The 26,226-nt window shown below is 64.0% G+C and carries 27 protein-coding genes; 15 read left to right on the plus strand and 12 right to left on the minus strand.

The genetic code is table 11. The annotated features are described in order from the left end of the window. From J2Y63_RS21810 to J2Y63_RS21825, 4 genes are all read right to left on the minus strand, one after another. Positions 1-1,149, minus strand: coding sequence for a hypothetical protein (locus J2Y63_RS21810; RefSeq protein ID WP_435267788.1), 1,149 nt, complete (start codon positions 1,147-1,149; stop codon positions 1-3). Between the two features lie 190 nt (positions 1,150-1,339). After that, entirely contained in the window at positions 1,340-2,428 is a 1,089-nt protein-coding gene (locus J2Y63_RS21815; RefSeq protein ID WP_256117576.1) for a hypothetical protein, read from the minus strand. A 175-nt stretch (positions 2,429-2,603) separates the two neighbouring features. Further along, the gene (locus tag J2Y63_RS21820; RefSeq protein WP_435267789.1) at positions 2,604-2,981 is read right to left on the minus strand and encodes a c-type cytochrome; all 378 of its coding nucleotides are present in this window, start codon (positions 2,979-2,981) and stop codon (positions 2,604-2,606) included. A gap of 26 nt (positions 2,982-3,007) precedes the next feature. Next, positions 3,008-3,595 (minus strand): thymidine kinase, encoded by a 588-nt coding sequence (locus J2Y63_RS21825; RefSeq protein ID WP_435267790.1) that lies wholly within the window; start codon positions 3,593-3,595, stop codon positions 3,008-3,010. A gap of 228 nt (positions 3,596-3,823) precedes the next feature. On the opposite strand from J2Y63_RS21825, the gene J2Y63_RS21830 reads away from it, so the two are divergent. The 6 genes from J2Y63_RS21830 to J2Y63_RS21855 all read left to right on the plus strand — a co-directional run bounded on the left by J2Y63_RS21830 (position 3,824) and on the right by J2Y63_RS21855 (position 9,717). Continuing rightward, entirely contained in the window at positions 3,824-4,783 is a 960-nt protein-coding gene (locus J2Y63_RS21830) for a choline ABC transporter substrate-binding protein (protein WP_256117580.1), read from the plus strand. Positions 4,784-4,929: 146 nt separating this feature from the next. Further along, positions 4,930-5,805 (plus strand): choline ABC transporter permease subunit, encoded by an 876-nt coding sequence (gene choW, locus J2Y63_RS21835; RefSeq protein WP_435267791.1) that lies wholly within the window; start codon positions 4,930-4,932, stop codon positions 5,803-5,805. Beyond that, entirely contained in the window at positions 5,802-6,842 is a 1,041-nt protein-coding gene (gene choV, locus J2Y63_RS21840) for a choline ABC transporter ATP-binding protein (RefSeq protein ID WP_435267792.1), read from the plus strand. Before choW ends, choV begins: the two co-directional genes overlap by 4 nt. Positions 6,843-6,923: 81 nt before the next feature. Beyond that, positions 6,924-7,688, plus strand: a complete 765-nt coding sequence (locus tag J2Y63_RS21845; RefSeq protein WP_435267793.1) for a HugZ family protein — start codon at positions 6,924-6,926, stop codon at positions 7,686-7,688. 182 nt (positions 7,689-7,870) lie between these two features. Continuing rightward, on the plus strand, positions 7,871-8,209 hold the full coding sequence (locus J2Y63_RS21850; RefSeq protein ID WP_256117585.1) for an ArsR/SmtB family transcription factor: 339 nt from the start codon (positions 7,871-7,873) through the stop codon (positions 8,207-8,209). Between the two features lie 182 nt (positions 8,210-8,391). Then, complete coding sequence (locus tag J2Y63_RS21855) at positions 8,392-9,717, plus strand: aspartate aminotransferase family protein (RefSeq protein WP_435267794.1); 1,326 nt, start codon at positions 8,392-8,394, stop codon at positions 9,715-9,717. A 59-nt stretch (positions 9,718-9,776) separates the two neighbouring features. Here the strand turns inward: J2Y63_RS21855 and J2Y63_RS21860 are convergent, their stop codons facing one another. From J2Y63_RS21860 to J2Y63_RS21870, 3 genes are read right to left on the minus strand one after another with little or no spacing between them, the layout of a single operon-like run. Continuing rightward, positions 9,777-11,399, minus strand: a complete 1,623-nt coding sequence (locus J2Y63_RS21860; RefSeq protein ID WP_435267795.1) for a DUF4166 domain-containing protein — start codon at positions 11,397-11,399, stop codon at positions 9,777-9,779. Next, on the minus strand, positions 11,396-11,806 hold the full coding sequence (locus J2Y63_RS21865) for a thiol-disulfide oxidoreductase DCC family protein (RefSeq protein WP_435267796.1): 411 nt from the start codon (positions 11,804-11,806) through the stop codon (positions 11,396-11,398). Before J2Y63_RS21865 ends, J2Y63_RS21860 begins: the two co-directional genes overlap by 4 nt. Positions 11,807-11,844: 38 nt before the next feature. Beyond that, positions 11,845-12,339 (minus strand): GNAT family N-acetyltransferase, encoded by a 495-nt coding sequence (locus tag J2Y63_RS21870; RefSeq protein WP_435267797.1) that lies wholly within the window; start codon positions 12,337-12,339, stop codon positions 11,845-11,847. Positions 12,340-12,444: 105 nt separating this feature from the next. On the opposite strand from J2Y63_RS21870, the gene J2Y63_RS21875 reads away from it, so the two are divergent. The 4 genes from J2Y63_RS21875 to J2Y63_RS21890 all read left to right on the plus strand — a co-directional run bounded on the left by J2Y63_RS21875 (position 12,445) and on the right by J2Y63_RS21890 (position 15,604). Next, complete coding sequence (locus tag J2Y63_RS21875) at positions 12,445-13,314, plus strand: aldose 1-epimerase family protein (protein WP_435267798.1); 870 nt, start codon at positions 12,445-12,447, stop codon at positions 13,312-13,314. A gap of 75 nt (positions 13,315-13,389) precedes the next feature. Continuing rightward, positions 13,390-15,084: an adenine deaminase gene (gene ade, locus J2Y63_RS21880; RefSeq protein ID WP_435267799.1), complete on the plus strand. Its 1,695-nt coding sequence runs from the start codon at positions 13,390-13,392 to the stop codon at positions 15,082-15,084. Positions 15,085-15,137: 53 nt separating this feature from the next. Next, positions 15,138-15,338, plus strand: a complete 201-nt coding sequence (locus tag J2Y63_RS21885) for a hypothetical protein (RefSeq protein WP_256117593.1) — start codon at positions 15,138-15,140, stop codon at positions 15,336-15,338. 113 nt (positions 15,339-15,451) lie between these two features. Next, positions 15,452-15,604, plus strand: a complete 153-nt coding sequence (locus tag J2Y63_RS21890) for a hypothetical protein (protein WP_369431655.1) — start codon at positions 15,452-15,454, stop codon at positions 15,602-15,604. Here the strand turns inward: J2Y63_RS21890 and J2Y63_RS21895 are convergent. Continuing rightward, entirely contained in the window at positions 15,601-17,244 is a 1,644-nt protein-coding gene (locus tag J2Y63_RS21895) for an alpha-glucosidase (protein ID WP_435267800.1), read from the minus strand. The genes J2Y63_RS21890 and J2Y63_RS21895 overlap by 4 nt on opposite strands. Before the next feature lie 150 nt (positions 17,245-17,394). Here J2Y63_RS21895 and J2Y63_RS21900 point away from each other — a divergent pair, with 150 nt between their 5' ends. The 4 genes from J2Y63_RS21900 to J2Y63_RS21915 all read left to right on the plus strand — a co-directional run bounded on the left by J2Y63_RS21900 (position 17,395) and on the right by J2Y63_RS21915 (position 20,996). Next, the gene (locus J2Y63_RS21900; RefSeq protein ID WP_435267801.1) at positions 17,395-18,399 is read left to right on the plus strand and encodes an Ldh family oxidoreductase; all 1,005 of its coding nucleotides are present in this window, start codon (positions 17,395-17,397) and stop codon (positions 18,397-18,399) included. Between the two features lie 16 nt (positions 18,400-18,415). Beyond that, complete coding sequence (locus J2Y63_RS21905) at positions 18,416-19,330, plus strand: sugar kinase (RefSeq protein ID WP_435267802.1); 915 nt, start codon at positions 18,416-18,418, stop codon at positions 19,328-19,330. 97 nt (positions 19,331-19,427) lie between these two features. Beyond that, complete coding sequence (locus J2Y63_RS21910) at positions 19,428-19,979, plus strand: YbhB/YbcL family Raf kinase inhibitor-like protein (protein WP_435267803.1); 552 nt, start codon at positions 19,428-19,430, stop codon at positions 19,977-19,979. 159 nt (positions 19,980-20,138) lie between these two features. Beyond that, positions 20,139-20,996, plus strand: coding sequence for an AraC family transcriptional regulator (locus tag J2Y63_RS21915; protein ID WP_435267804.1), 858 nt, complete (start codon positions 20,139-20,141; stop codon positions 20,994-20,996). Here the strand turns inward: J2Y63_RS21915 and der are convergent. The 3 genes from der to J2Y63_RS21930 form a co-directional block, all read right to left on the minus strand. Continuing rightward, the gene (der, locus tag J2Y63_RS21920) at positions 20,947-22,380 is read right to left on the minus strand and encodes a ribosome biogenesis GTPase Der (RefSeq protein WP_256117600.1); all 1,434 of its coding nucleotides are present in this window, start codon (positions 22,378-22,380) and stop codon (positions 20,947-20,949) included. The two genes, J2Y63_RS21915 and der, sit on opposite strands and share 50 nt — an antisense overlap. Positions 22,381-22,415: 35 nt before the next feature. Beyond that, positions 22,416-23,087, minus strand: a complete 672-nt coding sequence (locus J2Y63_RS21925; protein WP_256117602.1) for a tetratricopeptide repeat protein — start codon at positions 23,085-23,087, stop codon at positions 22,416-22,418. A 102-nt stretch (positions 23,088-23,189) separates the two neighbouring features. Further along, complete coding sequence (locus J2Y63_RS21930) at positions 23,190-23,774, minus strand: NnrU family protein (RefSeq protein ID WP_435267805.1); 585 nt, start codon at positions 23,772-23,774, stop codon at positions 23,190-23,192. Between the two features lie 139 nt (positions 23,775-23,913). On the opposite strand from J2Y63_RS21930, the gene J2Y63_RS21935 reads away from it, so the two are divergent. Continuing rightward, on the plus strand, positions 23,914-24,927 hold the full coding sequence (locus J2Y63_RS21935) for a polysaccharide deacetylase (protein ID WP_435267806.1): 1,014 nt from the start codon (positions 23,914-23,916) through the stop codon (positions 24,925-24,927). Positions 24,928-24,953: 26 nt separating this feature from the next. Here the strand turns inward: J2Y63_RS21935 and sbmA are convergent, their stop codons facing one another. Next, positions 24,954-26,222, minus strand: a complete 1,269-nt coding sequence (gene sbmA / locus J2Y63_RS21940) for a peptide antibiotic transporter SbmA (RefSeq protein WP_435267807.1) — start codon at positions 26,220-26,222, stop codon at positions 24,954-24,956. Between the last annotated feature and the right edge of the window lie 4 nt (positions 26,223-26,226).

A 26,226-nucleotide genomic window follows, 5' to 3' on the forward strand; every position in this document is an offset into this window, starting at 1 on the left:
TTAGCCCTCGCTGATCACCTGGTTTCCGGAAATCACATGCACCTTGTAGGCGCCGAAGATGCCGGCGGTCTCGCCTGCGGCGTAAAGCGCCTGGTAGGCATCGTGCGGCACAAGCGCATGTTTTTCGTATGTGCTGACGCCCATGCGGGCGGCTTCGAGATCGTTGGTCTCGATGTGGAATTCCTCCTGCGACGGGGTGGAGCTCCAGAACCCCTTCTGCGCCGGGCGCTCGGCCTTGGAAAACACCTCCTGCACCGTCCAGGTCAGCAGCCAGGCGTTTTCGGGCTTGCGCACCTTGGAGAGGATCTCGTTGACCCGCGCATTGTTCTCGGTGATGCCGGCCGAATAGAACGGCCCGAGCACGATGCGGCGCAGCTGCTTGGGGTGCAGCGTCGGGAAATCCTTGTCGAGATTGGTGGCGATCGTTGCGGGTGTCAGCGAATAGGCGCTGTTCTTCAGCGTGAAATCGTCGAAACGGCTGGCAAGCTCCGGATTGAGCAGGCCGCCGACGGGCAGCGGGATGTCCACGTCCGGGTTGAGCTTGCCGTCCTGCCCCACCAGCATCTTCACGACGTTCTCGCTCGAATCCTCGATGGTCGCCATGTAGACCATCGGCAATGTCGCAGTGCCGTCGAAGGCGCCCCAGCAGACGATGTAATAGGGCCGCATGGTCTTGGGGTTGACCGCGACGCGGATCGTCTCCGGCAGCACGAAGGGCGAAAAGATGTCGCCCTTGCCGATCTGTTCCAGATAGAGCCGCTCGGCCATGCGCCCCTGAAGATCGGTCGGGAAAGCCTTCTGGCGCAGGATGAAATCCGCCATCTCGCCGCGAAGCTGGTCGGCGTTCGGTATGGCGGCGAGCCGCTTTTCCGCTGTCTGCCGGTCGTTTTCCAGTTCCAGCACGTTCTGGAACACCGGAAAGCCGCTTTCGGCGCGCGAGACGCGGAACTGGTCGATGAAGCCGATCCGGTTCTCCCAGCAGGCGAAGGAGGCCTTCAGCCGGGCGAGATAAGGCACGACGATCTCGCCGACGACGGAGTTGCGGTAGAGCGGCGAGTTGCGGTCGGCCAGGAAGATTTCGAGGCCGCCGAGGGCGGAGCGGATGGTGGAGAAATATTGCGCGACGGCGCTGTCGGCGGGGGCGTTCATTGGACAGCATCCTCACGGGCAGGTCCGGGCTGCCCCTCATCCGGCCTGCCGGCCACCTTCTCCCCGTAAACGGGGCGAAGGAGATATGCCGCGCCGGTTTCCCAAAACAATGACCGTTCGTGGGGCACGTCCCCTCTCCCCGCTTGCGCGGAGAGGGTTAGGGTGAGGGGCAATGGCATGCCTGCAACCATCACTGCTTCACGTAATTCGCAGTGTTGTGCTTGTCCATCACGGCCTGGAAGCGCCGCGCAAACGCATCGTCGGCGAGTTTCTTGCGGCGCTGGATGTCCTGGGTCGACAGCATGTTCTTCTCGTGCATTTCGAGAAGGTCACCGATATGGCGCTGGGCGGCGGAACCGATGCCGGCCATGGTCTCTTCCGCCGCGGTATCGACCTGCGAACCGAGCGTATTGATCTTGTGCGCCACGTCCTGCTGGGCGGCCGTCTTCAACGAATCTTCCAGCGCCTTGTAGAGCACGATGCGCTGCTCGGTATCGATGGTCAGCTTGTTGATCAGCGTGTTCTGCGCGGCGATCTGGTTGTTGAGCGAATCGACGAAGGTCTGGAACATCGAGGTGTAGCGTTCGAGCGTCTGGCTTTCGGCCAAAAGCTCCTGCTCCTTCGCCTGCATCATATTGTATTCGGTCGCCAGCGCCGAGCGCTCGCCTTCGAGTTCCGTGCGGCTCTTCTGGTCGGTAGACGCGGCGATGCGGTTTTCGAGGTCCATGAGAAGCGGGTTCAATTCCTCGATGCGCTTCTGGGTCGCTTCCAGATTAACCATCGTGCCCTTGCGGCGCTCGATCACCTGCACGAGGCTGGCTTCGGACGTCTTGTAGCGCTGGTCGAGGATCGACTTCTGTTCCTTCAGGATGCCAACGATCGTGTCAGACTTCGAGAGCAGTTCCTGTAGGTTGCCGGCGAGCGACATGTTGCGCACGCGGTCGGTGCGCATGCGCTGCATCTTCTGCTTGGAGAAGATGCCGATGAACTTTTCATAGCCCGTGTAGCTCTTCATGCTCTCGAATTCGGTGCCGAAGATGTTGGTCGCATCCTCCAGCCCGATGATGAGATCGGCGATATTGCCTTCCATCACCTTCTGCTGGTTAATGACATCCGAGATACGGGCGTTCTCGATGTCGAAATTGACGTCGCCGAGCTTGGTGTCCGCCTTGGCGAACTGGTCGAGCACGACGCCCGACTGCTCCATCTTGCTGCGCATCTGGCTGACGACGCTGCGGGTCTTCTCGATTTCCGCATCGAAATTCTGAAGTGTGGCCATGCCTTGTCCCCTTGAAACTCTCCACGGCAGACGTCTTCGCCGCCCGATTTATTCCGTTGCGGCAACACTATACGATTTCAGACGGATAGGAACCTGCCCGACGGCGTTACCGGAACAAGATGTGGGACAGCGCGGGACGCCCGCAAGGCCGGCGGGCAAATATTCTTGGGCACGCCTACTCTTGCGCCGGGCTCTTCAAGTAGGCAATGAGATTGGCGATGTCCTCGATCTTCTTCAGCCCGGCAAAGGTCATGCGCGTGCCCGGCACCATCGCCTTGGGCGCCATCAGATATTCGGCGATCAGCCCCTCGCTCCATTGCTTGCCGCCCTCGGCAAAGGCCGTCATGGCCGGGGAATAGCCGTAATCCGCAATGGAGGCGACCGGCCGGCCGATGATGCCGGACAAGGTCGGCCCGACCTTGTTGACCGGCTCCGTCGAGTGGCAGGCCATGCATTTCTTGAACACCGCCTTGCCGGCAATGGGATCGCCCTCCGCCAGCGCGGATGTGGTCAGACAGAGGAAAGCGGCTGCACCTGCAAGAAGATGTTTCATCGTCCGTCCTTCGCCGCTCGATGCCGTCAATCGGCGTTCATGATGTCGTCCCAGTGGCGGCGGCAATAGGAAACGTACTTGTCGTTGCCGCCGATTTCCACCTGTGCGCCCTCGCGCGCCACCTTGCCGTCTGCGCCCAGCCGCACGACCATCGTCGCCTTGCGGCCGCAATGGCAGATGGTGCGCACCTCGCGCAGCTCGTCGGCAATGGCGAGCAGCGCCTGCGAACCCGGAAAGAGCTTGCCCTGGAAATCGGTGCGCAGGCCATAGGCCATGATGGGGATATGCAAGCGGTCGGCGGCACGGGCGAGCTGCCAGACCTGCTCTTCCGAGAGGAACTGCGCCTCGTCGACGAAGACGCAGGCGATCTCGCCTTCGCCATCGCCGTTCAGCTGCTCGATATGGCGATAGAGATCGTCCGTATGGTCGAAGGCGATGGCATCTGAGGTCAGCCCGATGCGCGACGAGATGCGGCCCTGACCCGCGCGGTCGTCGAAGGAGGCGATGAAGATCGCCGTGCGCATGCCGCGTTCACGGTAATTGTAGGACGCCTGCAGGAGCAGCGTCGACTTGCCCGCGTTCATCGTCGCGTAACTGAAATAAAGCTTGGCCATGATTTTCTCCGTCCCCGCGTCATGGCGCGGGAACGCGCGATTTTCCAGCCGCCAAGGGCGGAAAACCACAGAAAACAGCACGGCCCATCCGTTGCGACATTCATGGGCGCAATTGCGAACAGGCGCGAAATTTATTGGACGTTTCAGTGGCTTCGGGCCACGCCAAGGTGCTTGAAAGCATGTCGTTTTGATGATTGGCTATACCACCAATTATAAGGGGAGCAAAAAATGAAGACTGCATCACCATTCAAAACCATTCTTGCCGCAGCCGTATCCGTCCTCGCCCTCGGCGTCGCCCATGTTTCGGCCGCCGAAGCCGAAAGCTGTGGCAAGGTTCGGTTCTCGGATGTGGGCTGGACGGACATTACCGCCACGACCGCGACGGCCGCCACCATCCTGAAGGGCCTCGGCTACGAGACGGAAACCACCGTTCTCTCCGTGCCGGTCACCTATACCTCGCTGAAGAACAAGGACATCGACGTCTTCCTCGGCAACTGGATGCCGACCATGGAAGCCGACATCAAGCCGTTCCGCGAGGACGGCTCGGTCGAGACCGTGCGCGAAAACCTCGAGGGCGCGAAGTACACGCTCGCGACCAACGCCAAGGGCGCCGAACTCGGCATCAAGGATTTCAAGGACATCGCCGCGCAGAAGGATGCGCTCGGCGCCAAGATCTACGGCATCGAGCCGGGCAATGACGGCAACCGCCTGATCATCGACATGGTCTCCGGCGACAAGTTCGGCCTCACCGGCTTCGAAGTGGTCGAATCCTCCGAGCAGGGCATGCTGGCGGAAGTCGCCCGCGCCGAGCAGGATGGCACCCCGGTCGTCTTCCTCGGCTGGGAACCGCACCCGATGAACGCCAACTTCAAGCTGACGTACCTGACCGGCGGCGACGACGTCTTCGGCCCGAACCTCGGCGGCGCGACCATTTACACCAACGTGCGCCAGGGCTATGTCGCCGAATGCCCGAATGTCGGCAAGTTCCTGCAGAACCTCAAGTTCTCGCTGGAAATGGAAAACCAGATCATGGGCAAGATCCTGAACGACGGTAAGGACCCGGAAGCGGCCGCGACCGAATGGATCAAGGCCAACCCGGCGGCCATCGAGCCGTGGCTTGCCGGCGTCACGACCAAGGACGGCAGCGGCGAGGCCTTGCCGGCCGTAAAAACGGCACTCGGTCTCTAACAGGCCAGAATAGGGCGGGAAGGAAACTTTCCCGCCCTTCTTGCCTCTGGATACTGCAATTCCAGCAAAAGTGTGCAACGGTTTTGCACCCGGAATTGCGCGGGCATTTCTGCTCATCCTCAACCTCCAGAACGGGGCTTGCTGCCGTGGATTGGCTTACCGTTTCTAAAATTCCGATCGGCCCGATTGCCAAGGAAGCCGTCAACTGGCTGACGACGAATGGCAAAGGCCTGTTCGATTTCCTGAAGGTCTTCCTGCAGGCCGGCATCGATGCCGTGCTCTTCCTGCTGCAAGGGCCGTTCATCACCAGCGCCGGCGGCAAGCTCGCCTATGCGTTTTTCTTCATCGCGCTGGTGACGGGGCTGAGCTGGTATTTCCGCCGCTCGCTCGGCGTGGCGATCTTCACCTTCCTCGGCCTGCTGCTCATCGTGAACCAGGGCTACTGGAAGGAGACGACGGAGACGCTGGCGCTGGTGCTGGCTGCGACCGGCGTCAGCATGGTCGTGGGCGTGCCGCTCGGCATCGCCGCCGCGCGCCGGCCCTGGTTCTATTCGATCCTGCGGCCGATCCTCGATCTCATGCAGACGATCCCGACCTTCGTCTACCTGATCCCGGCGCTCATCCTGTTCGGTCTCGGCATGGTGCCGGGCCTCATCGCCACCGTGATCTTCGCCATCCCCGCGCCGATCCGCCTCACCCGCCTCGGCATCATCTCCACACCGCCCTCGCTGGTCGAAGCCGCCCAGGCCTTTGGCGCGACGCCGAGCCAGGTGCTGCGCAAGGTGGAACTGCCCTATGCCACGCCGCAGATCATGGCGGGTCTCACCCAGACCATCATGCTGTCGCTGTCGATGGTGGTCATCGCGGCCCTCGTCGGCGCCAAGGGGCTTGGCGTTCCGGTGGTGCGCGCGCTCAACACCGTGAACATCTCCATGGGCTTCGAGGCCGGCCTCTGTATCGTCATCCTGGCGATCATCCTCGACCGCCTCTTCCGCTCCTCCGATGACGGAGACGCCCAATGACCGACACCGTCATCTTCCAGAACGTCTCGATCATCTTCGGCGACAGCCCGCAAAAGGCGCTCGCCATGGTCGATGCGGGCAAGACCCGCGACGAGATCGGCGCGGAAACCGGGCTTGTGCTCGGCGTCGCCGATGCGACCCTGTCAATCACCGAAGGCGAGATTCTCGTGCTGATGGGCCTGTCCGGCTCCGGCAAATCGACGCTGCTGCGCGCCGTCAACGGGCTTGCCCCGGTGGTGCGCGGCGATGTGCAGGTGAAGGCCGGCAACGGCTCGGTGAACCCGTACAAATCGACGCCCAAGGCGCTGCGCGATTTCCGCATGCACACCGTCTCGATGGTGTTCCAGCAGTTCGCGCTCCTGCCCTGGCGCACCGTCGCCGACAATGTCGGCTTCGGCCTCGAACTGGCCAACGTGCCGGACAACGAGCGCAAGGCGCGCGTCGCCGAACAGCTCGAACTCGTCAACCTCACCAAATGGGCGAGCCGCAAGGTGAACGAGCTGTCGGGCGGCATGCAGCAGCGCGTGGGCCTCGCCCGCGCGTTTGCCACCGGCGCGCCGATCCTGCTGATGGACGAGCCGTTTTCCGCGCTCGATCCGCTGATCCGCACGCGTTTGCAGGACGAGCTTCTGGAATTCCAGCGCCGGCTGAAGAAGACCATCCTCTTCGTCAGCCACGATCTCGACGAAGCCTTCCGCATCGGCAACCGCATCGCCATCATGGAAGGCGGGCGGATCATCCAGTGCGGCACGCCGCAGGACATCGTGAAAAACCCGGCCAACCAGTATGTCGCGGATTTCGTGCAGAACATGAACCCGATCAACATGCTGACGGCGCAGGACGTCATGCAGCACGGCGCCTCCAGCAACGGCGGCGTCACCGCGACGGCAACACCGCAAACACCGCTCGTCGATATCCTCGACGCCATGTCGCGCACGCCCGGCAATGTCGGTGTGGTCGACAACGGCACGGTGATCGGCACGATCAGCGCGCAGGATGTCGTGAACGGTTTGACGCGGCACCGCCGCCGCGGCTGACAGCCGCGCCCAATCGGACTAGAAAAGGCAGCGCTCCGCAAGGGCGCTGCCTTTTGCATTCGCGATACGGGAGCAAGCACCATGGCCGAGAAGGACAAACCCAGCGTTCTGCGCGAAACGGACGACGACGCCCGCCGCCTCGCCCGCACGCTGCTGCGCTCGGCGCGAAGCTGCGCGCTCGCCGTCATCGAACCGGAAAGCGGCGCGCCCTTTGCCAGCCGCACGCTGACCGGTACTGACACCGACGGCACGCCGGTCATCCTCGTCTCGGCGCTGTCCGTCCACACCCAGGCGTTGCGGCGCGACCCGCGCGCCTCGTTGCTCGCCGGCGAGCCCGGCAAGGGCGATCCCCTCGCCCATCCGCGCCTCACCGTCATCTGCGAGGCCGAGGAGGTGGTGCGCGAAAGCGATTCGCACGCAGCGCTGCGCGAACGCTTCATCCGCCGCCATCCGAAGGCCAAGCTCTATGTCGATTTCCCGGATTTCGCCTTCTTCCGCCTCGTGCCGCTGCGCGCCCATCTGAATGGCGGCTTCGGCAAGGCCTTCGTGCTCGCCGCCGACGACCTGCTGATTCGCTCGCCCGCCCGTGGCGCGCTCGCCGAGATGGAAACCGGCGCCGTCGAGCACATGAACAGTGACCATGCGGAGGCAGCCGGCATTTACGCCCGCCATTATTGCGGCGCAAAGGACGGCGAATGGATCATCGTCGGCCTGGATGCGGCCGGCGTGGACCTTGCGAGCGGCGATAAATTGAAGCGATTGGAATTTTCACGCGAACTTGATCAGGCCTCGGAACTCAGGGGCGAGCTTGCGCGTTTGCTTCGCGAAGCACGGGCGGCTGGCTGAAAAGCGGCGTTTCCGCGTCCGTCCGCTTTGGCGTGTTCCGGGTTTTCGGCCTGCGCCTATCGCTATGCGTGCAGCATACCCCCATTTCTGGCTCTTGATGAGGGGTATTTTGTTTATATGCTAACAAGCGGATTCACATAAAATCATATGATTTGAAGCGGAAACGCCCAAAGGAGTTTCAGATGGACAAGATTTCAGACGCAGAACACGCGCAGGCCGAAGTTGCATCGGACTTTCTTTCCGCCATGGCGAACCCCAAACGCCTGCTCATCCTGAAAGTGCTGGTCGAAGGCGAGATCGCGGTCGGCGCCCTGGCAAACCAGGTCGGCCTCAGCCAGTCTGCGCTGTCCCAGCATCTTTCGAAGCTGCGCGCACAGAACCTGGTGACCACGCGCCGCGATGCCCAGACCATCTATTATTCGAGCAAGTCGGATGCCGTGCTGACCATCCTCGACGCGCTTGAGCGCATCTACCGGGCTTCCGGCAGCGGCGCCGCCGAAAAGAAGCTGCGCATCGCCTGAACAGCAGAAATCACTCGGCATAGGCCGCCCCGGATGCCCGTCCGGGGCGTTTTGCATGGCTGCACGCCCAAGGCTGCTTGACGCCCCGGGGGGCCTTGATACTTTGACCGCCGGGTAAAATTTGCCATCCGCATGGCCCCGCATTCAAAAGCCCCCGCATTCAGAAGCACCGGAGAGACCGCATGTCCAACCGCCTCAACACCCCAAACGATCTGCGCGCCTTCTGGATGCCGTTCACGGCGAACCGGCAGTTCAAGAAGGAACCGCGCCTCTTCGTCGGCGCCAAGGACATGCACTACACGACCCATGACGGCCGGCAGGTGCTCGACGGCACGGCAGGCCTCTGGTGCGTCAACGCCGGCCACTGCCGCCCGAAGATCACCGAGGCGATCCGCGAACAGGCCGGCGAACTCGACTATGCGCCCGCCTTCCAGCTCGGCCACCCTAAGGCCTTCGAGCTCGCCAACCGCCTGGTGGACATCGCCCCCGAGGGCATGAACCACGTTCTTTACACGAATTCCGGCTCCGAATCGGTCGAGACCGCGCTGAAGGTGGCGCTCGCCTATCACCGTGCCAAGGGCGACGGCTCGCGCTTCCGCCTGGTCGGCCGCGAGCGCGGCTATCACGGCGTCAATTTTGGCGGCATCTCCGTCGGCGGCATCGTCTCGAACCGCAAGATGTTCGGCACGCTGCTCACTGGCGTCGACCACATGCCGCACACCCACTTCCCGGACAGGAACGCGTTTTCGCGCGGCGAACCGGAGCACGGCGGCGACATTGCCAGCGAACTGCAGCGCATCATCACCCTGCATGACGCCTCGACGATTGCCGCCGTCATCGTCGAGCCGGTCGCCGGCTCCACCGGCGTGCTCATTCCGCCGAAGGGGTACCTCCAGAAGCTGCGCGAAATCTGCACGCAGCACGGCATCCTGCTGATCTTCGACGAAGTCATCACCGGTTTCGGCCGCCTCGGCGCCCCCTTCGCCGCGCAGTATTTCGACGTGAAGCCGGACATCATCACCACCGCCAAGGGCCTCACCAACGGCGTCATTCCGATGGGCGCCGTCTTCGTGACCTCCGAGATCCATGATGCCTTCATGAACGGCCCGGAGCACATGATCGAGTTCTTCCACGGCTACACCTATTCCGGAAATCCGCTGGCCTGCGCCGCCGCCCTCGGCACGCTCGACACCTACAAGGAAGAAGGCCTGCTGACCCGCGCCGCCGAACTCGCCTCCTACTGGGAAGACGGCCTACATTCGCTGAAGGATTGCCCCAACGTCATCGACATCAGAAATGTCGGCCTGATCGGCGCCGTCGAACTCGCGCCCATCGCCGGCGAGCCGACCAAACGCGCCTTCAACGCCTTCCTCAAGGCCTATGAAAAAGGCCTGCTCATCCGCACGACGGGCGACATCATCGCGCTCTCGCCGCCGCTGATCATCGAGAAGCACCATATCGACGACCTGTTCGGCAAGCTGCGCGAGGTCTTGCAGAACAACATCTGATCGCCACCCATCGGGCGGACGCGCAATGGCGGCCTCGGCCGCCATTTTCGTTTGCGGGGTCAGATCCGTCGCAGGCGGCCGGAATAGTGCACGATGGTGCCGATGCCCGGCAGCGCGATCGGCACGTCGAAGCAGAAATCCTCGCCCTCCGCCCATTCACGCGCCTCGCTGCGCGGCGCGAGCCATAGCGGCATGGGGATGCCGAAAACGGACCATCCGCGCATCACCATCGTGAGGCCGGTGGCGTCCGAAGGCAGATCGAACGAGAAGCGCATCGGGCCGAACCGTTCGGTGAGACGGTCGCCCTTCTGGCTGAGTTCGCTCATGAAAGCATGGCCGGCAAAATCGCGCGTCCAGCGCTCGACGCCGTCACGCTCCTCGAAGGCGACATGAAGGTTGTGTTCGCCTTCCGGCGGAAAGCGCATGACGGTGCAGACGATACGCGCGGGCAGCGAGGTTCCACGCCGCACCGTCGCCCGCCCGGAGGCGCCGGCATCGCCGATCAGGTCGTGCATCGCGCGAACGGGTTGCGGCAGGGTCGCATAGGCCGGGCCGATGACGCGGCGGTAAAGCGGCTGATAGGGTCCGCTTTCGATTTCCCGAAAAATGGCGAGCCTGTCGAAATGCGGGGCGAAATCGTCCAGCACCACCGTACCTGCTGCATGGCGCGCACCGGGCGCGAGCCGCTCCGCCGCCATCGCATTCGCCAGCACATGCGCGGCAATGGTCGGAATCTCCGGCCCGTCGCCATCCTCGGCAATCAGCGTCCAGCGGCGCACCACGGCCTCGCCACCGGCAAATCCCTTGAGCTCGACCGCCATGGCGGAGCGATCCGTGCCGAAACGCGCGCTCAGCTTCTGCAGCGGTAGCAGCCATCCGGCGAAGGGTGAAAGCGAGCGGACCCAGCCCCATTTCACCGGCCAGCTCAGGAGCCAGAGCGTCAGGAGCTGGAAGGCGAATTCAGGCCCCGCGCGAAAAACCGTCGCCGGCCTTCCGGGGATGGTGGCCGGCACGATATCGTGGTCCGGCACATCCGCGAGCGCCACCAGCCGGCGGATCGGCGCCCGGCCGGCAATGTGATAGCGCGCGACATGCAGCCGGTGCCAGCCGTTTTCCTGTCGAACACGCTGTCCGCGCCAGAGCCGCACCGGTTTTCCGACATAACTCAGGATCGCCGCCGCGACCGACGCGCCCGCCGTCGCCCGGTTGGAGGCGCTGATCGAGGTTTCGACCGAACACACATCCCCCATGTCCCGCGACAATTCCGCGATCACCGCGCCGGAAAGCGCCGGCACGCTGGAGCCGCCGGAGACCACCGCGACGCTCGCCGCCCGCGCCGCATCATCCAGCCGCCCTATGCCGCAGACGAAATCCCGCGCATCCGCAAGGTCGAGATAGTGCACGCCGCAGGCGATGCAGGCTTCGGCGACCTGGTAGCCGCTGCCCTGGAACGGCCCGGCCGCATCGACCAGCAGGAAGGGGCGATGGGCTTCGAGAAGCGGGCGGAGGTCGGCGTTGCGATCGGCCTCCAGCGCGCGGGCGTTGGGCAAGTCCGCGGCAAGGCGCTCTGCCGCGGAACCGTTGCGGCCGGCGACCAGCACCGCCCAGCCATCCGCCGCCAGCCGTCTCGACAGCCGGGCACCAAAACCGCCATAGCCGCCGAGCACGATGACGCTTTTCACAGCACCCTGTCCGCATCGTCGGGCGACGGCACCCAGCAGGCTTCGCGCCGCCCGAAAATGCGGTAGCGGTTGCGCGCGAGCCAGCGATAGGCCGGGTCGCGCAGGAAACGGGGAATGAAGCGCAGCGCGGCAAAAGCCTTCCACGGCCAGCCGAGGCCGGCATAGATCGCCAGCACCGCATCGCTGTCCTTGAACAGCCGGTCGCCTTCGACGACGATCATCGATTCGGGATCGGCCGGATCGATGCCGAAGCGACGATAGAGGGCCGTACCCACCGCATTCTGCATGGAGGCAAGACGGAAACGACGGGCATGATCGTGCCGGAGCACGAATTGCGCATTGGCCGAGCAGAGAATGCACTCCGCATCGAAGACGATGATCGGGCCTGCCGCGTCGTTCCGGTTCATGACCTGAACATATGGTGCCGGCCTCGCGCCATCAACCACTATGCGGCGGGGACAAGCGTCTTTTCATAGCGCCAGACATCGAGATCGAACGGCCCCTCGATCGTGTCCGTCCTGATGGTGACCGTGCCGGTCAGCGTCCAGCCGCATTTTTCATAAAAGCGCGCGGCCCGGTCGTTGCCGATCGCGCAGGCAAGCCAGGCCGTCGTCACGCCGTGCGCGGCAAGCCGCTCTTCGGCATCGGCGACGAGGGCTGCGGCGATGCCCGCACCCCGCCCCTCCGGCGCCACGAAAAGCTGGTCCAGCTCGTCATGCTTGATGTAGCAGAAGCCGAGCAGCGCGCCGGGCTCGCCGATGACGCGCACATCGTCCAGCATGGCCGGCAGGCGGTCTTCAAAACTTCTGAGCGTGCGCAGGCGGGTCAGTTCGACCGGCAGCACCGCCGCATGACCATCCTGCCAGCCGGCGTGCCAGAGCCGTGCAAGCGCGGAGATCTCCGAGGTCTCGGCCGCGCGTATGGTATGTGCCGTCTGCATATCGTTCTCCATGCGGGGCCGAAGGTTAGCCGTGCCCTGATAGCGCTTGCAAGCCCGCCCGGTTTCGGGGCTATTGTGCCCACGATAAAACCAGGGGAGAGCCTCATGCCGACAATCACCCGCATAGAGAACGACCACCTCTCGATCGATGTCTCCTCGCTCGGCGCCGAAATGCAGGCGATCACATCGCGCGACGGAGCGAACTGGCTGTGGAACGGCGACGCCGCCTTCTGGACCGGGCGCTCGCCGGTGCTTTTCCCGATCGTCGGCAAGGCGCCGGACGACACGCTGCTGATCGACGGCAAGCCCTACCCCATGGCGCAGCACGGCCTTGCCCGGCGACGCGAGTTTTCGCCCGCCGGTGCCAGCGCGACCGCCTGCCGCTTCACGCTGGACGCCTCGGACGACAGCCGCGCGATCTACCCGTTCGATTTCCGGCTTTCCGTCGAGCATAGCCTCGATGGCCCCACGCTGACAGTCGCCGCCGAGGTGGAGAACCGCGGCCAGGACCCGATGCCCTTCGGCTTCGGCTTCCACCCTGCCTTCGCCTGGCCCCTGCCCGGCGCGGAAGGCAAGCCACACAGCGTCATCCTCGACAACGGCGGCGAGCCGGAACGCCAGCCGCTGGAAAACGGCCTGCTCGCCTCGGAGCGCCAAGCCTCACCCTTCGACAAAGGCCGCCTCGTGCTCGCCCACGGACTGTTCGAGAACGACGCGCTGGTCTTCCCCGAAGGCACGGGCGACGGCCTGACCTACGGGGCCGAGGGCGGACCGGCGCTGAAATTCCGTTTCGAAAACCTGCCGAACCTCGCGCTCTGGACAAAAACCGGCGCGCCTTTCCTCTGCGTCGAGCCCTGGCACGGTACGGCGGCGGAATTGGGCGGATCGCGCGAGTTGAAAGATCGGCCTTCCACGACGGTGCTTGCCGGCGGCGAAACGAAGCGCTTCGCTTTTTCCGTCACCTTCCCGGTCTAGCAATTCGGCGCGCCGGCCCTTCCCTCTCGCCGCCGCGCCGCTAGAGTCTCTGCAAAAGGATTCGGAGACTTTGCCATGACCGACTTGGAACGCTTCATCGACCAGGGGACCGGCCGCGAACCAGCCGACATCGTGCTGAAGGGCGGGCAGTTCTTCGATCTCGTGACGGGCGAGCTCGTCGCGTCCGACATCGCGATTTCCGGCGACCGCATCGTTGGCACCTGCGGCGACTATACCGGCCGCACCGAGATCGACATTTCCGGCCGCATCGTCGTGCCGGGCTTCATCGATACGCATCTGCACATCGAATCCTCGCTGGTCACGCCGCATGAATTCGACCGCTGTGTGCTGCCCTATGGCGTCACGACGGTGATCTGCGATCCGCATGAAATCGCCAATGTGCTCGGCACGGAAGGCATCCAGTTCTTCCTCGATAGCGCGCTGGAAACCATCATGGACATCCGCGTGCAGCTTTCGAGCTGCGTGCCGGCGACACATCTGGAGACCTCCGGCGCGGACCTGCCGATCGAGCGCCTGCTGCCCTTCCGCGACCACCCGAAGGTCATAGGCTTGGCCGAATTCATGAATTTCCCGGGCGTCATCCACAAGGACCCGATCTGTCTCGCCAAGCTCGAAGCCTTCCAGGGCGGCCATATCGACGGCCACGCGCCGCTCTTGCGCGGCAACGATCTCAACGGCTATCTCTCCGCCGGCATCCGCACCGAGCATGAATGCACGACGGCCGAGGAGGCGCTGGAGAAGATCCGCAAGGGCATGCACATCCTCGTGCGCGAGGGCTCGGTCTCCAAGGACCTGCTGGCGCTGCTGCCTGTTATCACCGAGCGGCTCTCGCCCTTCATCGCGCTCTGCACGGACGACCGCAACCCGCTCGACATCGCCGAGCAGGGCCATCTCGACTATATGATCCGCACCGCGATCGGCCATGGCCGCGCGCCGCTCGCCGTCTATCGCGCGGCGTCGATTTCCGCGGCCAAGGCCTTCGGGCTCGGCGACCGCGGCCTGGTCGCGCCCGGCTGGCGCGCCGATCTCGTCGTCATCGACACGCTGGAGAACTGCAAGGCCGAGATCGTGTTTTCCGCCGGCCGCAGGGTCGACGACGCGCTGTTTGCGACACGCCAATCCGTCGCCCCGGTCGGCCTCGACAGCGTCAAGGCGCGGCCGGTCAATGCCGCGCATTTTGCCGTGCCGGTCACGGATGGCGAGACGCCGGTCATCGGCGTGCTGCCGGGAAAGATCATCACCGAGCACCGGCGCTACCGGCTGCCCGCGAAGGGCAACCAGACGACCGTCGATCTCGCGCAGGACATCATCAAGGTCGCCGTCATCGAGCGCCACGGCAAGAACGGCAACCATGCCAACGGCTTCGTGCAGGGTTTCGGCCTGAAGAAGGGCGCGATCGCCTCGACGGTCGGCCATGACAGCCATAATATCTGCGTCGTCGGCGTAGACGAGGACGACATGGCGCTCGCCGCCAACCGTTTGGGCGAGATCAAGGGCGGCTTCGTCGTGGTGGAGGACGGCAGGGTGACAGGCGAGATCGCGCTCCCCGTCGCCGGCCTGATGAGCCTCGAACCCTACGAGACCGTCCGCGACACCCTGCATCACCTGCGCCAGGCCGCCTTCGCCCTCGGCGCCACGCTGCAGGAACCCTTCCTCCAACTCGCCTTCCTGCCCCTGCCGGTGATCCCGCATTTGAAGATCTCGGACAAGGGGATGGTGGATGTGGACCGGTTTGCGCTGATCGGGTGAAGTTTGCCTTCCGGCGCCCCCTTCGCGTACAATATGCACGATAGGAGTGCGGCATGACCAAACTGGAGCAAATCGAGAAGAGCGTCTCAGAGCTTAGCCCGGACGAGTTCGAGCGATTCTCGGCCTGGTTCGAGGCGCTTCAGGCTGAACGTTGGGACCGGGATCTGACCGAAGACGCCGCCAACGGAGCATTGGACGAGTTCGCTGAGCTCGCTCTGTCGGAATTCCGCAGCAATCGGACCCGCCCGCTTTGAAACATCACGCCACGAACGCGTTCTGGACGTGTTACGAAGCACTGCCATCCCACATACGCGAACAAGCCGACAGGAATTTCGCTCTCCTCAAGGCCAATCCGGCTCATCCATCCTTGCAGCTCAAATCCGTCGGCCGCTTCTGGTCCGCACGCGTCGGCATCTCCTGGCGCGCACTGGCCGTCAGGGATAGCGACACGGAGACACTCATCTGGTTCTGGATCGGCTCACATGCCGAATACGACCGGCTCGTCGGGCGAAAACGCTAAATCCGCACGCACGCCATATCCAGCCCATCCAGCTCGATCGTCCCGTCCTTCAGCTTCGCGCCAAAGCCGGGCACCGGCAGCGGTTCGCCGAGCTTCAGCGACTTCGCCGGCACGAACTCGGCCTTTTCGCGCGTCAAGTTGAAGATGAAGAGCAGTTTTTCGCCGCCCTTCTCGCGGGTGAAGGCGAGGATGTCCTGGTTGGAGTGGAGGAAGGACATGTCGCCGTCGTGCAGCGTCTCGTGTTCCTTCCGGAACACGAGCGTCGCGCGGTAGTGGTTGAGCACGGAGCCGGAGACTTTTTCCTGCGCGTCGACGGAGAGGCGCGAATGTTCCTCCGGCACCGGCAGCCAGGGTTTTCCGGTGCTGAAGCCGGAATGGGCCTCGCTGCGCTGCCAGGGCATCGGCGTGCGGCATCCGTCGCGGCCCTTGAAGGCCGGCCAGAAGCGGATGCCATAGGGGTCGCGCAGGTCCTCGAAGGCGAGGTCCGCCTCGGTAAGGCCGAGCTCTTCGCCTTGGTAGAGGCAGATCGAACCGCGCAGCGTCGAAAGCAGGGTGACCGCGAGCTTGGCAACGCGCTCGCGTTCCTCCGGCGCCTTGATAAAGCGGCTGACATGCCGGTTGACGTCGTGGTTGGAAAAGGCCCAGCAGACCCAGCCGTCCGTCACCGCGCGCTGAAAACTCTGCACGCATTTGCGCACATGTTCCGCCGTGAAATCCGGCCCCAGCAGGTCGAACGTGTAGCACATGTTGAGCTTGTCGCCGCCGCTCGTATACTCGGCAACCGTTTTCAGCGAACGTGCGCCATCGCCCACCTCGCCAACCGTCATGCGGCCCTCATAGTCATCGAGCAGCGCGCGAAACCGCCGGAGGAACTCGACATTCTCCGGCTGCGTCTTGTCGTAGCGGTGCGTCTGCATGCCATAGGGGTTGACGTCCGGCGCATCGAGGCCGACCCCGTCGGGATCGGGTTCATGGGGCGGGTTGTCGCGCAGCTTCTTGTCGTGGAAGTAGAAATTCACCGTATCGAGCCGGAAACCATCCACGCCGCGATCGAGCCAGAAGCGCACGGTTTTCAGAAGCGCCTCCTGCACATCCGGATTGTGGAAGTTGAGGTCCGGCTGCGACATGAGAAAATTGTGCATGTAATATTGCTTGCGCACGCCATCCCATTCCCAGCCCGGCCCGCCGAAGATCGACAGCCAGTTGTTGGGCGCCGTGCCGTCCGGCTTCGGATCGGCCCAGACATACCAGTCGGCCTTGGCATTCGTGCGGCTGGAGCGGCTTTCGACGAACCAGGGATGCTGGTCGGAGGTGTGCGAGATAACCTGGTCGATGATGACCTTGAGGCCGAGGCGGTGGGCTTCGGAAAGCATCGCGTCGAAATCGGCAAGCGTGCCGAACATCGGGTCGACGTCGCAATAATCCGAAACGTCATAACCCATATCCGCCATCGGCGACTTGAAGAAGGGCGAGAGCCAGATCGCATCGACACCGAGCGAGGCGATATGCCCGAGCCGCTTGGTAACGCCCCGCAGGTCCCCCATGCCGTCGCCGGTCGTGTCCTGGAACGAGCGGGGATAGACCTGGTAGATGACCGCGCCGCGCCACCAGTCGTCGGCCTTCTTGCGGGGCTTTGCCATGCGTTCTCGCTCCGGTTTCCAATTGCGTTCAACAAGATGTAACGCGCGCACCTTAGGGCGTAAACGGCACAACCCGCGATTTTTCGAAGGTTGACGAAGGGCGGATCGGTCGGGATGATGCCGGCGATTTCCAGAGAGAAGGCTGACCGCATGACCGATGACGTCACCCTTTCCCCCGCTGAAGCCATCGAGCTTGCCAAAACGGCGCTGATGCGCGTCGGCATGGTCGAGGCGGGGGCCGCAGCCCTTGCCGGCGCCACGGTGGATGCCGAAATGGCGGGCAAACGGGCGGTCGGCTTCGCCCACCTGACGGACTATCTCAGGAGCCTCGTCGACGGGCGGATCGTCGCGCGCGCAGAGCCCCTCCTCACCTCGCCGGTGCCGGCCATCCTGAAATGCGATGCGATGGGCGGCGTGGCGCAGCACGGCTTTTCCGTCGCGCATGAGGAACTGGTGACGAAGGCGAAGGCGCTCGGCATCGCGATCTTCACCGCGCACAACAGCTACACGACGGGTGAACTCGGCTGGTACGCCGCCCGGCTGGCGCAAGAGGGCCTTGTCGCCATCGCCGCGACCAACGGTCCGGCGCTGCTTGCCGGGTCGGGCAGCCGCCTGCCGGTCTATTGCACAAATCCGCTGGCCTTCGCGGCCCCCCTCCACGACGGACGCTTCCTGCTGATCGACCAGGCCTCCAGCGCTACCGCCTTCGTAAAAATCCGCGAGGCGGCGGCGCGCGGCGAGGCTATTCCCGAGGGTTGGGCGCTCGACCAGGATGGCGAGCCGACCAGCGATCCCTTCGCGGCTATGCAAGGCGCGCTGCTCGCCTTCGGCGGAGAGCGCGGGGCCAATATCGCGCTGATGGTGGAAGTGCTCGCCGCCGGCCTTACCGGAGCGAACTGGTCGGTCGACGCACCAGATTTCCAGGCGGGCGAGACCTCGCCCGGCGCCGGCCTCTTCGTGCTGGCAATGGCGCCGCAGCTTCTCGCCGATGGTTTTTCCGCCCGCCTCGCCGCGCATGTGGAGCGGCTTTCGGGCGAATATGGTGTGCATATTCCCGGCATCGGCCGCGTGGAACGGCAACGGCAGGCGGAAAGCGCCGGCATCGTCTTGCCCCGCCAACTCTTTGACAGTATTTCCTCTTTCCGGCGGAATTAGCCGGGAGGATTTCGACATGGCGGGACGGCTGCTCTCGATCGGCGAGTGCATGGTGGAACTGATGCAGGCGGACGGCGGCCTGATGCGCAAGAGTTTCGCCGGCGACACCTTCAACACCGCCTACTACGCTCGCCAATTCCTGCCGGCCGACTGGAGCGTCGACTATTTCTCCGCCGTCGGCACCGACATGATTTCAGACGAAATGCTCGCCTTCATGGCCGGCCACGGCATCGGCACCGACCATGTCGCGCGGATCGAAGGCCGCTCACCGGGCCTCTACATGATCCACCTGAAGGACGGCGAGCGCAGCTTCTCCTACTGGCGCTCCGTCTCCGCGGCAAAGCTGCTTGCCCGCGACGGCGACCGGCTGCGCGCCGCCATCGAGGCCTCCGACGTGGTCGTCTTTTCCGGCATCACGCTGGCGATCCTGCCGGCCGACGATGTCGAGACCCTGCTCGCCGAACTTCGCCGCGGCAAGGCCGCCGGCAAGCGCATCGTCTTCGATCCCAACATCCGCCCGCGCCTGTGGGACGATACCGAACGCATGCGCACGGCGATCACCGAAGGCGCACGCGCCGCCACGCTGGTCATGCCGAGCCTCGACGACGAAACCACCCATTTCGGCGACGCCGGGCTGGAAGAGACGATCGCCCGCTACCGCGCGCTCGGCGTCGGCGAGATCGTCGTGAAGGATGGCAGCGAGGGTGCAACGCTGGTCTTCGACGGCGCGCGCAGCCACGCGCCTTCCGCAAAGGTCGAAAAAATCGTCGACACGACAAGCGCCGGCGACAGCTTCAACGGCGCCTTCCTCGCCCGCCTGGCAACGGGCGCACGCCCGGACGACGCAGCCCGGTTCGCCGCCGATGTCGCAGCCAACGTCATCCAGCACCACGGCGCGCTGGTGGCGAAGGACAAGTTGCCGGACTGCTGATTGATCGGATCGGCGCCAAAATCGATCGATCTCGCACCGACCGTTGCCATGAATCGTCCTAGTTTCTCCCCGTTGCCCTCCAAGACGGAAAGAAACCATGACGACATCACGCTTCATGGCGGCCTTCGCCGCCGCGCTCTCCCTTTGCCCGCAAGCCGGCTTATCGGCCGATTTCACCGTTACCAGCGCTGCCTTCGCCTCCGGCGCCGTGCAGAAGGAACAGTTTGCCGACAGCATGGGCTGCACCGGCGGAAACATCTCGCCGGATATCCGCTGGTCGAACGCACCGGCAGGGACCAAAAGCTTCGTCGTGACGATCTACGACAAGGATGCGCCGACCGGCTCCGGCTGGTGGCACTGGGTTGTCATCGACCTGCCTGCCGACGCAAACTCGCTTGCTGCGGGTGCCGGCAACGGCAAGGCCGCGCTGCCGCACAGCACGCGCATGACGCCAACGGACATGGGCACACCCGGCTTTCTCGGAGCCTGCCCGCCGGAAGGGCCGGAGCATGACTACACGATCACGATCAAGGCGCTCGGCATCGAGAGGCTGCCGGTGCCGGACGACGCCACGCCCGCCATGGTCGGCTTCGTCAGCAACATGAACACGCTTGCCACCGCAACAATCTCCGCCAAGGGCAAGCGCTGATAGGTCAGCCTGGTTCAGACTGAACCAGGCTGACCTAGTTCCTTTTTTTCGTTTGTCTTTTCGGGAAAACCGGTTCCCACTTTTCCCTGACAAACTCCATGTCCTTGCCCGGGCCTAGCCAACGGGGGTAGGCTCGGGCGGGACGACAGGATGAACCGGATGAACATCGCCATACGCCCGGAAATCGGCGCTTCTGCCCGCATCGTGCAGTATAACCGGCTGCGTTATGCCAACATCCTGATCACCCGCCCTCTTCTCATCCTCGTCGAACACGGCACCAAAATCCTGCGCGCCGGCGAAGAGGAATGGGGCGTTCCGGCCGGCGGCTGCATTGCGCTCGCCCAGGGCGAGACGTTCGACGTGATCAATGCCGCGGATGGTGCGAGCGCCTATGTCGCGCGCTGGATCGCCTTCGAACCGGAAACCGTGGCCGCCTTTGCCGCAACACCCGGCAAAGGCCGCCCTTTCGAGCGCGCCTTCACGATCGACCAGCCGCATCGCGGCTTTCAGGATGCCTTCGCGGATTGTGCGCAGGCAATCACGGAACCCGCCAGCATCCCCGTCGAAATTGCCCGCCACCGGCTTTCAGAACTGCTGCTTTGGCTCGATCTCGCGGGAGGGCGTTTCGTTGCGCCGAAGCCCGCGGGTGTCAGCGACCGTGTGCGCGCTATTCTCTCCGCAGAACCACACGCGAATTGGACAAGTACCGATCTCTGCCGGGCGCTGAATGTCAGCGAGGCGACGCTGCGGCGAAAGCTTGCTGCTGAAAGATGGTCTTTTCAGTCGCTGCTGATCGATGTGCGCATGTCGCTCGCCATGCAGCTCCTGCAATCGACGGAGCTTTCCGTCCTCAGCATTGCGCAAACCGTCGGCTACGAATCGCAATCGCGGTTTGCCACGCGCTTCCGCGCCCGCTTCGGCTTCCCGCCGAGCGCGATCCGCGGGCACATGAGGCCCGACCCGAAAATCAGCGCCGCTTCTTCGCCTTGCTGGCGAACGGATTGTCCGATGCCTTGAAGTGGATGCGGATCGGCACGCCGGGCAGGTTGAAGTCGTTGCGCAGGCCGTTCGTCAGGTAGCGGATATAGGATTCCGGCAGCGCATCGGGGCGTGTGCAGGAGATCATGAAGCCCGGCGGGCGCGCCTTCACCTGCGTCATGTATTTCAGCTTCAGGCGGCGGCCGGAGACGGCCGGTGGCGGATGCTGGATCTGCTGCGCATCGAGCCAGCGGTTGAGCTTGGCGGTGGAGATGCGGCGGTTCCAGGTACGGTCCGTATCGATGACGGCCTGCATCAGCTTGTCGAGGCCGCGGCCCGTCTGGCCGGAGACCGGCACGGCGCGGATGCCGCGTGCCTGCGGCAGCAGCCGGTCGGTCTTTTCGCGCAGTTCCGCGAGCACGGCCTGCGGGTCGTCGATCAGGTCCCACTTGTTGAAGGCGAGCACGGCGGCGCGGCCTTCGCGCAGCACAAAGTCGACGATCTGCAAGTCCTGCTTTTCGAAGGGGATCGTCGCATCGAACATGATGACCACGGTCTCGGCAAAGCGGATGGCGCGCAGGCCATCGGCGACGGAGAGCTTTTCCAGCTTCTCCTGCACACGCGCCTTGCGCCGCATGCCGGCCGTGTCGAACATCTTGATCGTTCGGCCTTTCCAGTCCCATTCGACGGAAATCGAATCGCGCGTGATGCCGGCCTCCGGGCCGGTCAGCAGCCGGTCCTCGCCCAGGAAGCGGTTGATCAGCGTCGATTTGCCGGCATTCGGGCGGCCGACGATGGCGACGCGCAGCGGCTTCGTCTCGTCATATTCCGGCTCGAAATCCTCGTCCTGCTCCGCGCCTTCGGCAGCGGCTTCCGCGCGCACGTCGACATCGGTTTCGGCCTCGTCGTCCTCGGGATAGGCGCGCTCCTCGCCGATCGCGGCGACGATCGCGTCGCGCAGGTCCAGCATGCCCTGGCCGTGTTCGGCAGAGATCGGCGTCGGCTCGCCGAGGCCAAGCGTGTAGGAATCGTAGAAGCCGCCATCGGAGCCGCGGGCTTCCGACTTGTTGGCGACGAGCACGACCGGCTTGCCCTTGCGGCGCAGCATGTCGGCGAGCGCCGTGTCGACAGGCGTGAGACCCGTCTTGGCATCGACGACGAAGAGCGAAAGGTCCGCCTCGTCAATCGCCGCTTCCGTTTGTGCCCGCATACGGCCCTGCAGCGTCTCGGGCGCGGCCTCTTCGAGGCCGGCGGTGTCGATGATGCGGAATTTCAGGTCGATGAGGCGCGCATCGCCGGGACGGCGGTCACGGGTGACGCCGGGCGTGTCGTCGACGAGAGCGAGCTTCTTGCCGACGAGCCTGTTGAACAGGGTGGACTTGCCGACATTGGGGCGTCCGACAATGGCGACGGTAAAGCTCATGATGTGTTCCGTTTCGGTGACCGGCGAAGGCCGGTTTAGGAGGACAGCTTGCCGCTTGCAGCAATCAGGTCAAGCAGCATCTGCGCGCGGTTGGCGACGTTGCGCGGGCTTTCGCTGTCGGCGAGGATCGCGTCGAACCATTCCTTGGCGCGGGCATAGTCCTCGTGTTTGTAGGCGGAGAGGCCGAGAACCTCGCGGGCCGAGTGGCGCAGCGCGCTCTGCGGCGTGGCGAGCTGTTCGGCCTCGGCGGAAACCTGGTCGTAGGTGCCGGTATCGACGAGCAGGTAGGCGGCGCGCAGGCGGGCTGCATCGCGCAGCGCCTGCGGCACCGAGGTGTCCTTGGAAATCGCGGTGAAGGCGCTGACGGCGCCTGCGGCATCCGTCGTCGCCAGAAGCGAGGCTGAGCGCATGCGGGCAAGCACCGGATAGGAGCCGAAACCGTCCTTTTCCAGCGCGGTCAGCGCGGCAAGCGCTTCCTCGTTCTTGCCTTCGCGGGCAAGCGTGAGGGCGGCGAGGAAGCTGTCGCCGGCGGCAGACGCCTCGCTGTCGCGCCAGTAATCGTAGCTCACCTTGCCGATCGTGCCGAGAACGACCAGCACGGCGATGCCGATGAGGATACGACCAAAACGCCTCCAGACCAGACGCATCTGGTCGGAGCGGAGTTCATCGTTGACCTCGCGGATAAAGCTGTCGTCCTGATTTACCATTCCCTGCCCGGCTCTTGCTGACGATTGGAGTTTGCGCCTTCTACTCCATTTTGGCCGCAAAGTAAGGGGGCAGGCGCGAAAAGCCCGGGATCAGCGCGCCGATCACGCCATCGGCGCGACGCCGATCACCCACTCGTGAAGCCAGAAGACGATGACGACGTAAAGCGCGAGGCCGACGACGACGGCAATCAGGTCGTTTTTCGCCGAGACGAAGACCGGCAGTTTCGTCTCGCCCGCGGCGATGCGCTTCTTCAGCGATATGCGCAGGATGACCGCCCAGGCGAGGATCGTCACGAAGAGCAGGACCGAATAGCTTTCGCCGTTCGCCAGAAGATGGGCGAGCGCCCAGATCTTGATGGCGACGAGGATCGGGAATTTCAGCTTCGTGCGGATATGGCCGGCCGGCAGGAAGCCGGCGACGAGACAGATCGAGGCGATCAGCATCAGCGTCAGCGCGATATGCGCCATGAAGGTCGGCGGGTAATAAAGCATCGCGCCACCATTCGCCCGCGCCTCGACAAAGCCGTAGGCAATGAGGACGAGGCTTGCGAGCGACACGATGCCGTGCAGTGCCATCCAGGCGGGCTTGCCGAGTGCTGCGATGCCGGCATCGCGCAGGCCGGGCGCGAAGGGGCGGATGAGATGGGTGACGATGAAGAGAACGAGACCGGCGATGAGCAACGTCATGGAAATGTCCCTGGAAAAAAGGCGGCGCGTGGCCGATCCCGTCTGGAATAGCCGTCAAGGCCGGACAATTCCAGCCCGATCAAAGGATTGCCGCATTCGGAAACCATGACAGACCCTTTGCAAATTGCCGCAGGTGCCCATGTCTTTCGCAATATCGTCCCGAATCCTCCCTTCCCTTCTCGCCGCCGGCCTCATCGCCGGTCCGGCGCTCGCCAAGGACGACACGATCGGGACGACCAAGCGCAAGCAGCTCGTCATCGTCTCCTTCGACGGCGCGCATGACAACCTGCTCTGGGAGAAGAGCCGCGCCATGGCAAAACGCACCGGCGCGCATTTCACCTATTTCCTCTCCTGCACCTTCCTCTTCCCGAAGGACGAGCGCGCCAAATACCAGGCACCGCATGAAAAGCGCGGCCGCTCCAATGTCGGCTTTGCGCCGGACCGGGAGGACACGATCCTGCGGCTAGGCGAAATCTGGCTGGCGAAGCTGGAAGGCCACGATATCGGCAGCCACGGCTGCGGCCATTTCGACGGCGGCAAGTGGAGCGCGGACGACTGGAAGGCCGAGTTCGCCTTCTTCCACGAGGCGCTGAAGAACGGCTGGCAGAATGCCGGCGTCGGCGAGCGCGAGCCTGCCGACTGGCAGCGCTTCGTGAAAGAAGACATCAAGGGGTTTCGCGCGCCCTATCTTTCCGCCGGCAACGGGCTGGTCAAGGCGCTGGAAGCCAACGGCTTCACCTACGACGCCAGCCTCGTCTCGAAGGGGCCGGCGATGCCCGTGGCAAGCGGCGCGCTCGCCCGCTTCGCGCTCCCCCTCGTTCCGGAAGGCGACGCACAGCGCCCCGTCATCGCCATGGACTACAATCTCTATGTCCGCCATTCCAAGGGCAAGGAGAAACCGGAGAAGAGCGCCGCCTTCGAGGAAAGCACGCTAAAGGCCTATCGCGACGCCTTCGCCAAACAATATGACGGCGACCGCATCCCCCTCCAGCTCGGCTTCCACTTCGTCGAGATGAATGCTGGCGCCTATTGGCGGGCACTCGACCGGTTCCTAACGGAGACCTGCGGAGAAAAGGACGTCGCCTGCGTCAGCTATGTCGAGGCGATGGACATTCTCGCAAAAGAAAAGAGGGCAGCCGGAGCCGCCCTCTAGATATAGATTATCCGCGCAGAAGCCGGTCAGGCGGGCTCGGCGTCTTCTTCCGTCTGGCGTGCCAGATAACGCTGGTCGATCTCCGGCAGCGGCTTGTCGTCGATCGCCGCCTCGAAGGCCTTCAGACGTTTGTGGATCGACAGCAGCTCGACGATCGTCGACCAGTAGTTCACGAGATACTGGAAGGAGTTGCTCACCTCGCCAAAGGCGGTGGCGATCTGCTGCCAGGTGCCCATGGTGATGCGGCCGGCCACGATGGTCGGGATCAGAATGAAGTTCAGGAAGATCGCGTCGAGCTGGCCATAGCCGAAGCGCGCCACGTTGAAGTAGCAATAGTGCCAGTACATGCGGAAATAGTTGCGCCGCACGTTGGAGAAGAGCTCGCGCACGCTGACGGGGTCGGCACGGTCCGCATGGTCCTCGCCATAGACGAGTTCCTTACGATAGGCCGCCTCGACGCGCTGGTTGCGGAACTGCAGGCCCGGCAGCTTGATCCCGGCGACGGCCAGCAGCACCGTACCGAACAGCGACCAGCCGATCGCCAGCCAGAACAGCGAATGCGGCACGGCGCCGAGTATCGGCAGGTCGCCGACGAATTCCGACATGCGGAACAGCAGCGGCAGGAACACCACCAGCGTCATGATCGAGTTGATGAAGGTGACGCCCAGCCCTTCGAGAATGTTGGCAAAGCGCATCGTGTCTTCCTGCACACGCTGCGAGGCACCTTCGATGTGGCGCAGCTTTGGCCACATGGACATGTAGTAATTGTTCATGGCGGTGCGCCAGCGGAAGACATAGTGGTTGGTGAAGAACGCCGTGATCACGTTGAGCGCGACGCCGACCATGCCGATTTCCAGGAAGCGCAGCTGCAACGAGAAGAGCTGCTCGGCCGTGACGTTGCCCTGTTTCGACAGCGCGCCCTGGAACAGGTCGAAGAACGGCCCGCGCCAGTTGTTCAGCGCCACCGATACCTGAACGGAGAAATAGGCGATGAAGATGATGAAGGCGGAGCCCCAGATCGACCAGTTCGTCCAGGGATGGTCGCGCGCGATCACCTTCCAGGCGAGGCCGAAGATCAGCACGAAGATCGTGAAATAGAGGTAGAACCAGAGGTTATCCGGCGAAACGAAATAGGCGAGGCCGATCGCGGCCTTCTCGTTCGGGCCGAGCGGCGGCAGGCCGATTGCGGCGCCGATTTGCGGCCCCACCGTATACCAGACGGCGATACACACGGCGGCCCAGACGATGCCTGAGGTAAAGAACAACTTCGGCTGCGGGAAGAAGGAGTGGAACAAGGTG

The organism is Shinella sp. BE166 (assembly GCF_051201095.1).
Classification (GTDB): domain Bacteria; phylum Pseudomonadota; class Alphaproteobacteria; order Rhizobiales; family Rhizobiaceae; genus Shinella; species Shinella lacus.

What these genes read in the sequence shown, in the direction of transcription:
- J2Y63_RS21810 (WP_435267788.1), bottom strand. Translation starts at nt 1,149, where the DNA reads ATGAACGCCCCCGCCGACAGCGCCGTCGCGCAATATTTCTCCACCATC.
- J2Y63_RS21815 (WP_256117576.1), bottom strand. Translation starts at nt 2,428, where the DNA reads ATGGCCACACTTCAGAATTTCGATGCGGAAATCGAGAAGACCCGCAGC.
- J2Y63_RS21820 (WP_435267789.1), bottom strand. Translation starts at nt 2,981, where the DNA reads ATGAAACATCTTCTTGCAGGTGCAGCCGCTTTCCTCTGTCTGACCACA.
- J2Y63_RS21825 (WP_435267790.1), bottom strand. Translation starts at nt 3,595, where the DNA reads ATGGCCAAGCTTTATTTCAGTTACGCGACGATGAACGCGGGCAAGTCG.
- J2Y63_RS21830 (WP_256117580.1), top strand. Translation starts at nt 3,824, where the DNA reads ATGAAGACTGCATCACCATTCAAAACCATTCTTGCCGCAGCCGTATCC.
- choV (WP_435267792.1), top strand. Translation starts at nt 5,802, where the DNA reads ATGACCGACACCGTCATCTTCCAGAACGTCTCGATCATCTTCGGCGAC.
- J2Y63_RS21845 (WP_435267793.1), top strand. Translation starts at nt 6,924, where the DNA reads ATGGCCGAGAAGGACAAACCCAGCGTTCTGCGCGAAACGGACGACGAC.
- J2Y63_RS21850 (WP_256117585.1), top strand. Translation starts at nt 7,871, where the DNA reads ATGGACAAGATTTCAGACGCAGAACACGCGCAGGCCGAAGTTGCATCG.
- J2Y63_RS21855 (WP_435267794.1), top strand. Translation starts at nt 8,392, where the DNA reads ATGTCCAACCGCCTCAACACCCCAAACGATCTGCGCGCCTTCTGGATG.
- J2Y63_RS21865 (WP_435267796.1), bottom strand. Translation starts at nt 11,806, where the DNA reads ATGAACCGGAACGACGCGGCAGGCCCGATCATCGTCTTCGATGCGGAG.
- J2Y63_RS21870 (WP_435267797.1), bottom strand. Translation starts at nt 12,339, where the DNA reads ATGCAGACGGCACATACCATACGCGCGGCCGAGACCTCGGAGATCTCC.
- J2Y63_RS21875 (WP_435267798.1), top strand. Translation starts at nt 12,445, where the DNA reads ATGCCGACAATCACCCGCATAGAGAACGACCACCTCTCGATCGATGTC.
- ade (WP_435267799.1), top strand. Translation starts at nt 13,390, where the DNA reads ATGACCGACTTGGAACGCTTCATCGACCAGGGGACCGGCCGCGAACCA.
- J2Y63_RS21885 (WP_256117593.1), top strand. Translation starts at nt 15,138, where the DNA reads ATGACCAAACTGGAGCAAATCGAGAAGAGCGTCTCAGAGCTTAGCCCG.
- J2Y63_RS21895 (WP_435267800.1), bottom strand. Translation starts at nt 17,244, where the DNA reads ATGGCAAAGCCCCGCAAGAAGGCCGACGACTGGTGGCGCGGCGCGGTC.
- J2Y63_RS21900 (WP_435267801.1), top strand. Translation starts at nt 17,395, where the DNA reads ATGACCGATGACGTCACCCTTTCCCCCGCTGAAGCCATCGAGCTTGCC.
- J2Y63_RS21905 (WP_435267802.1), top strand. Translation starts at nt 18,416, where the DNA reads ATGGCGGGACGGCTGCTCTCGATCGGCGAGTGCATGGTGGAACTGATG.
- J2Y63_RS21910 (WP_435267803.1), top strand. Translation starts at nt 19,428, where the DNA reads ATGACGACATCACGCTTCATGGCGGCCTTCGCCGCCGCGCTCTCCCTT.
- J2Y63_RS21915 (WP_435267804.1), top strand. Translation starts at nt 20,139, where the DNA reads ATGAACATCGCCATACGCCCGGAAATCGGCGCTTCTGCCCGCATCGTG.
- der (WP_256117600.1), bottom strand. Translation starts at nt 22,380, where the DNA reads ATGAGCTTTACCGTCGCCATTGTCGGACGCCCCAATGTCGGCAAGTCC.
- J2Y63_RS21925 (WP_256117602.1), bottom strand. Translation starts at nt 23,087, where the DNA reads ATGGTAAATCAGGACGACAGCTTTATCCGCGAGGTCAACGATGAACTC.
- J2Y63_RS21930 (WP_435267805.1), bottom strand. Translation starts at nt 23,774, where the DNA reads ATGACGTTGCTCATCGCCGGTCTCGTTCTCTTCATCGTCACCCATCTC.
- J2Y63_RS21935 (WP_435267806.1), top strand. Translation starts at nt 23,914, where the DNA reads ATGTCTTTCGCAATATCGTCCCGAATCCTCCCTTCCCTTCTCGCCGCC.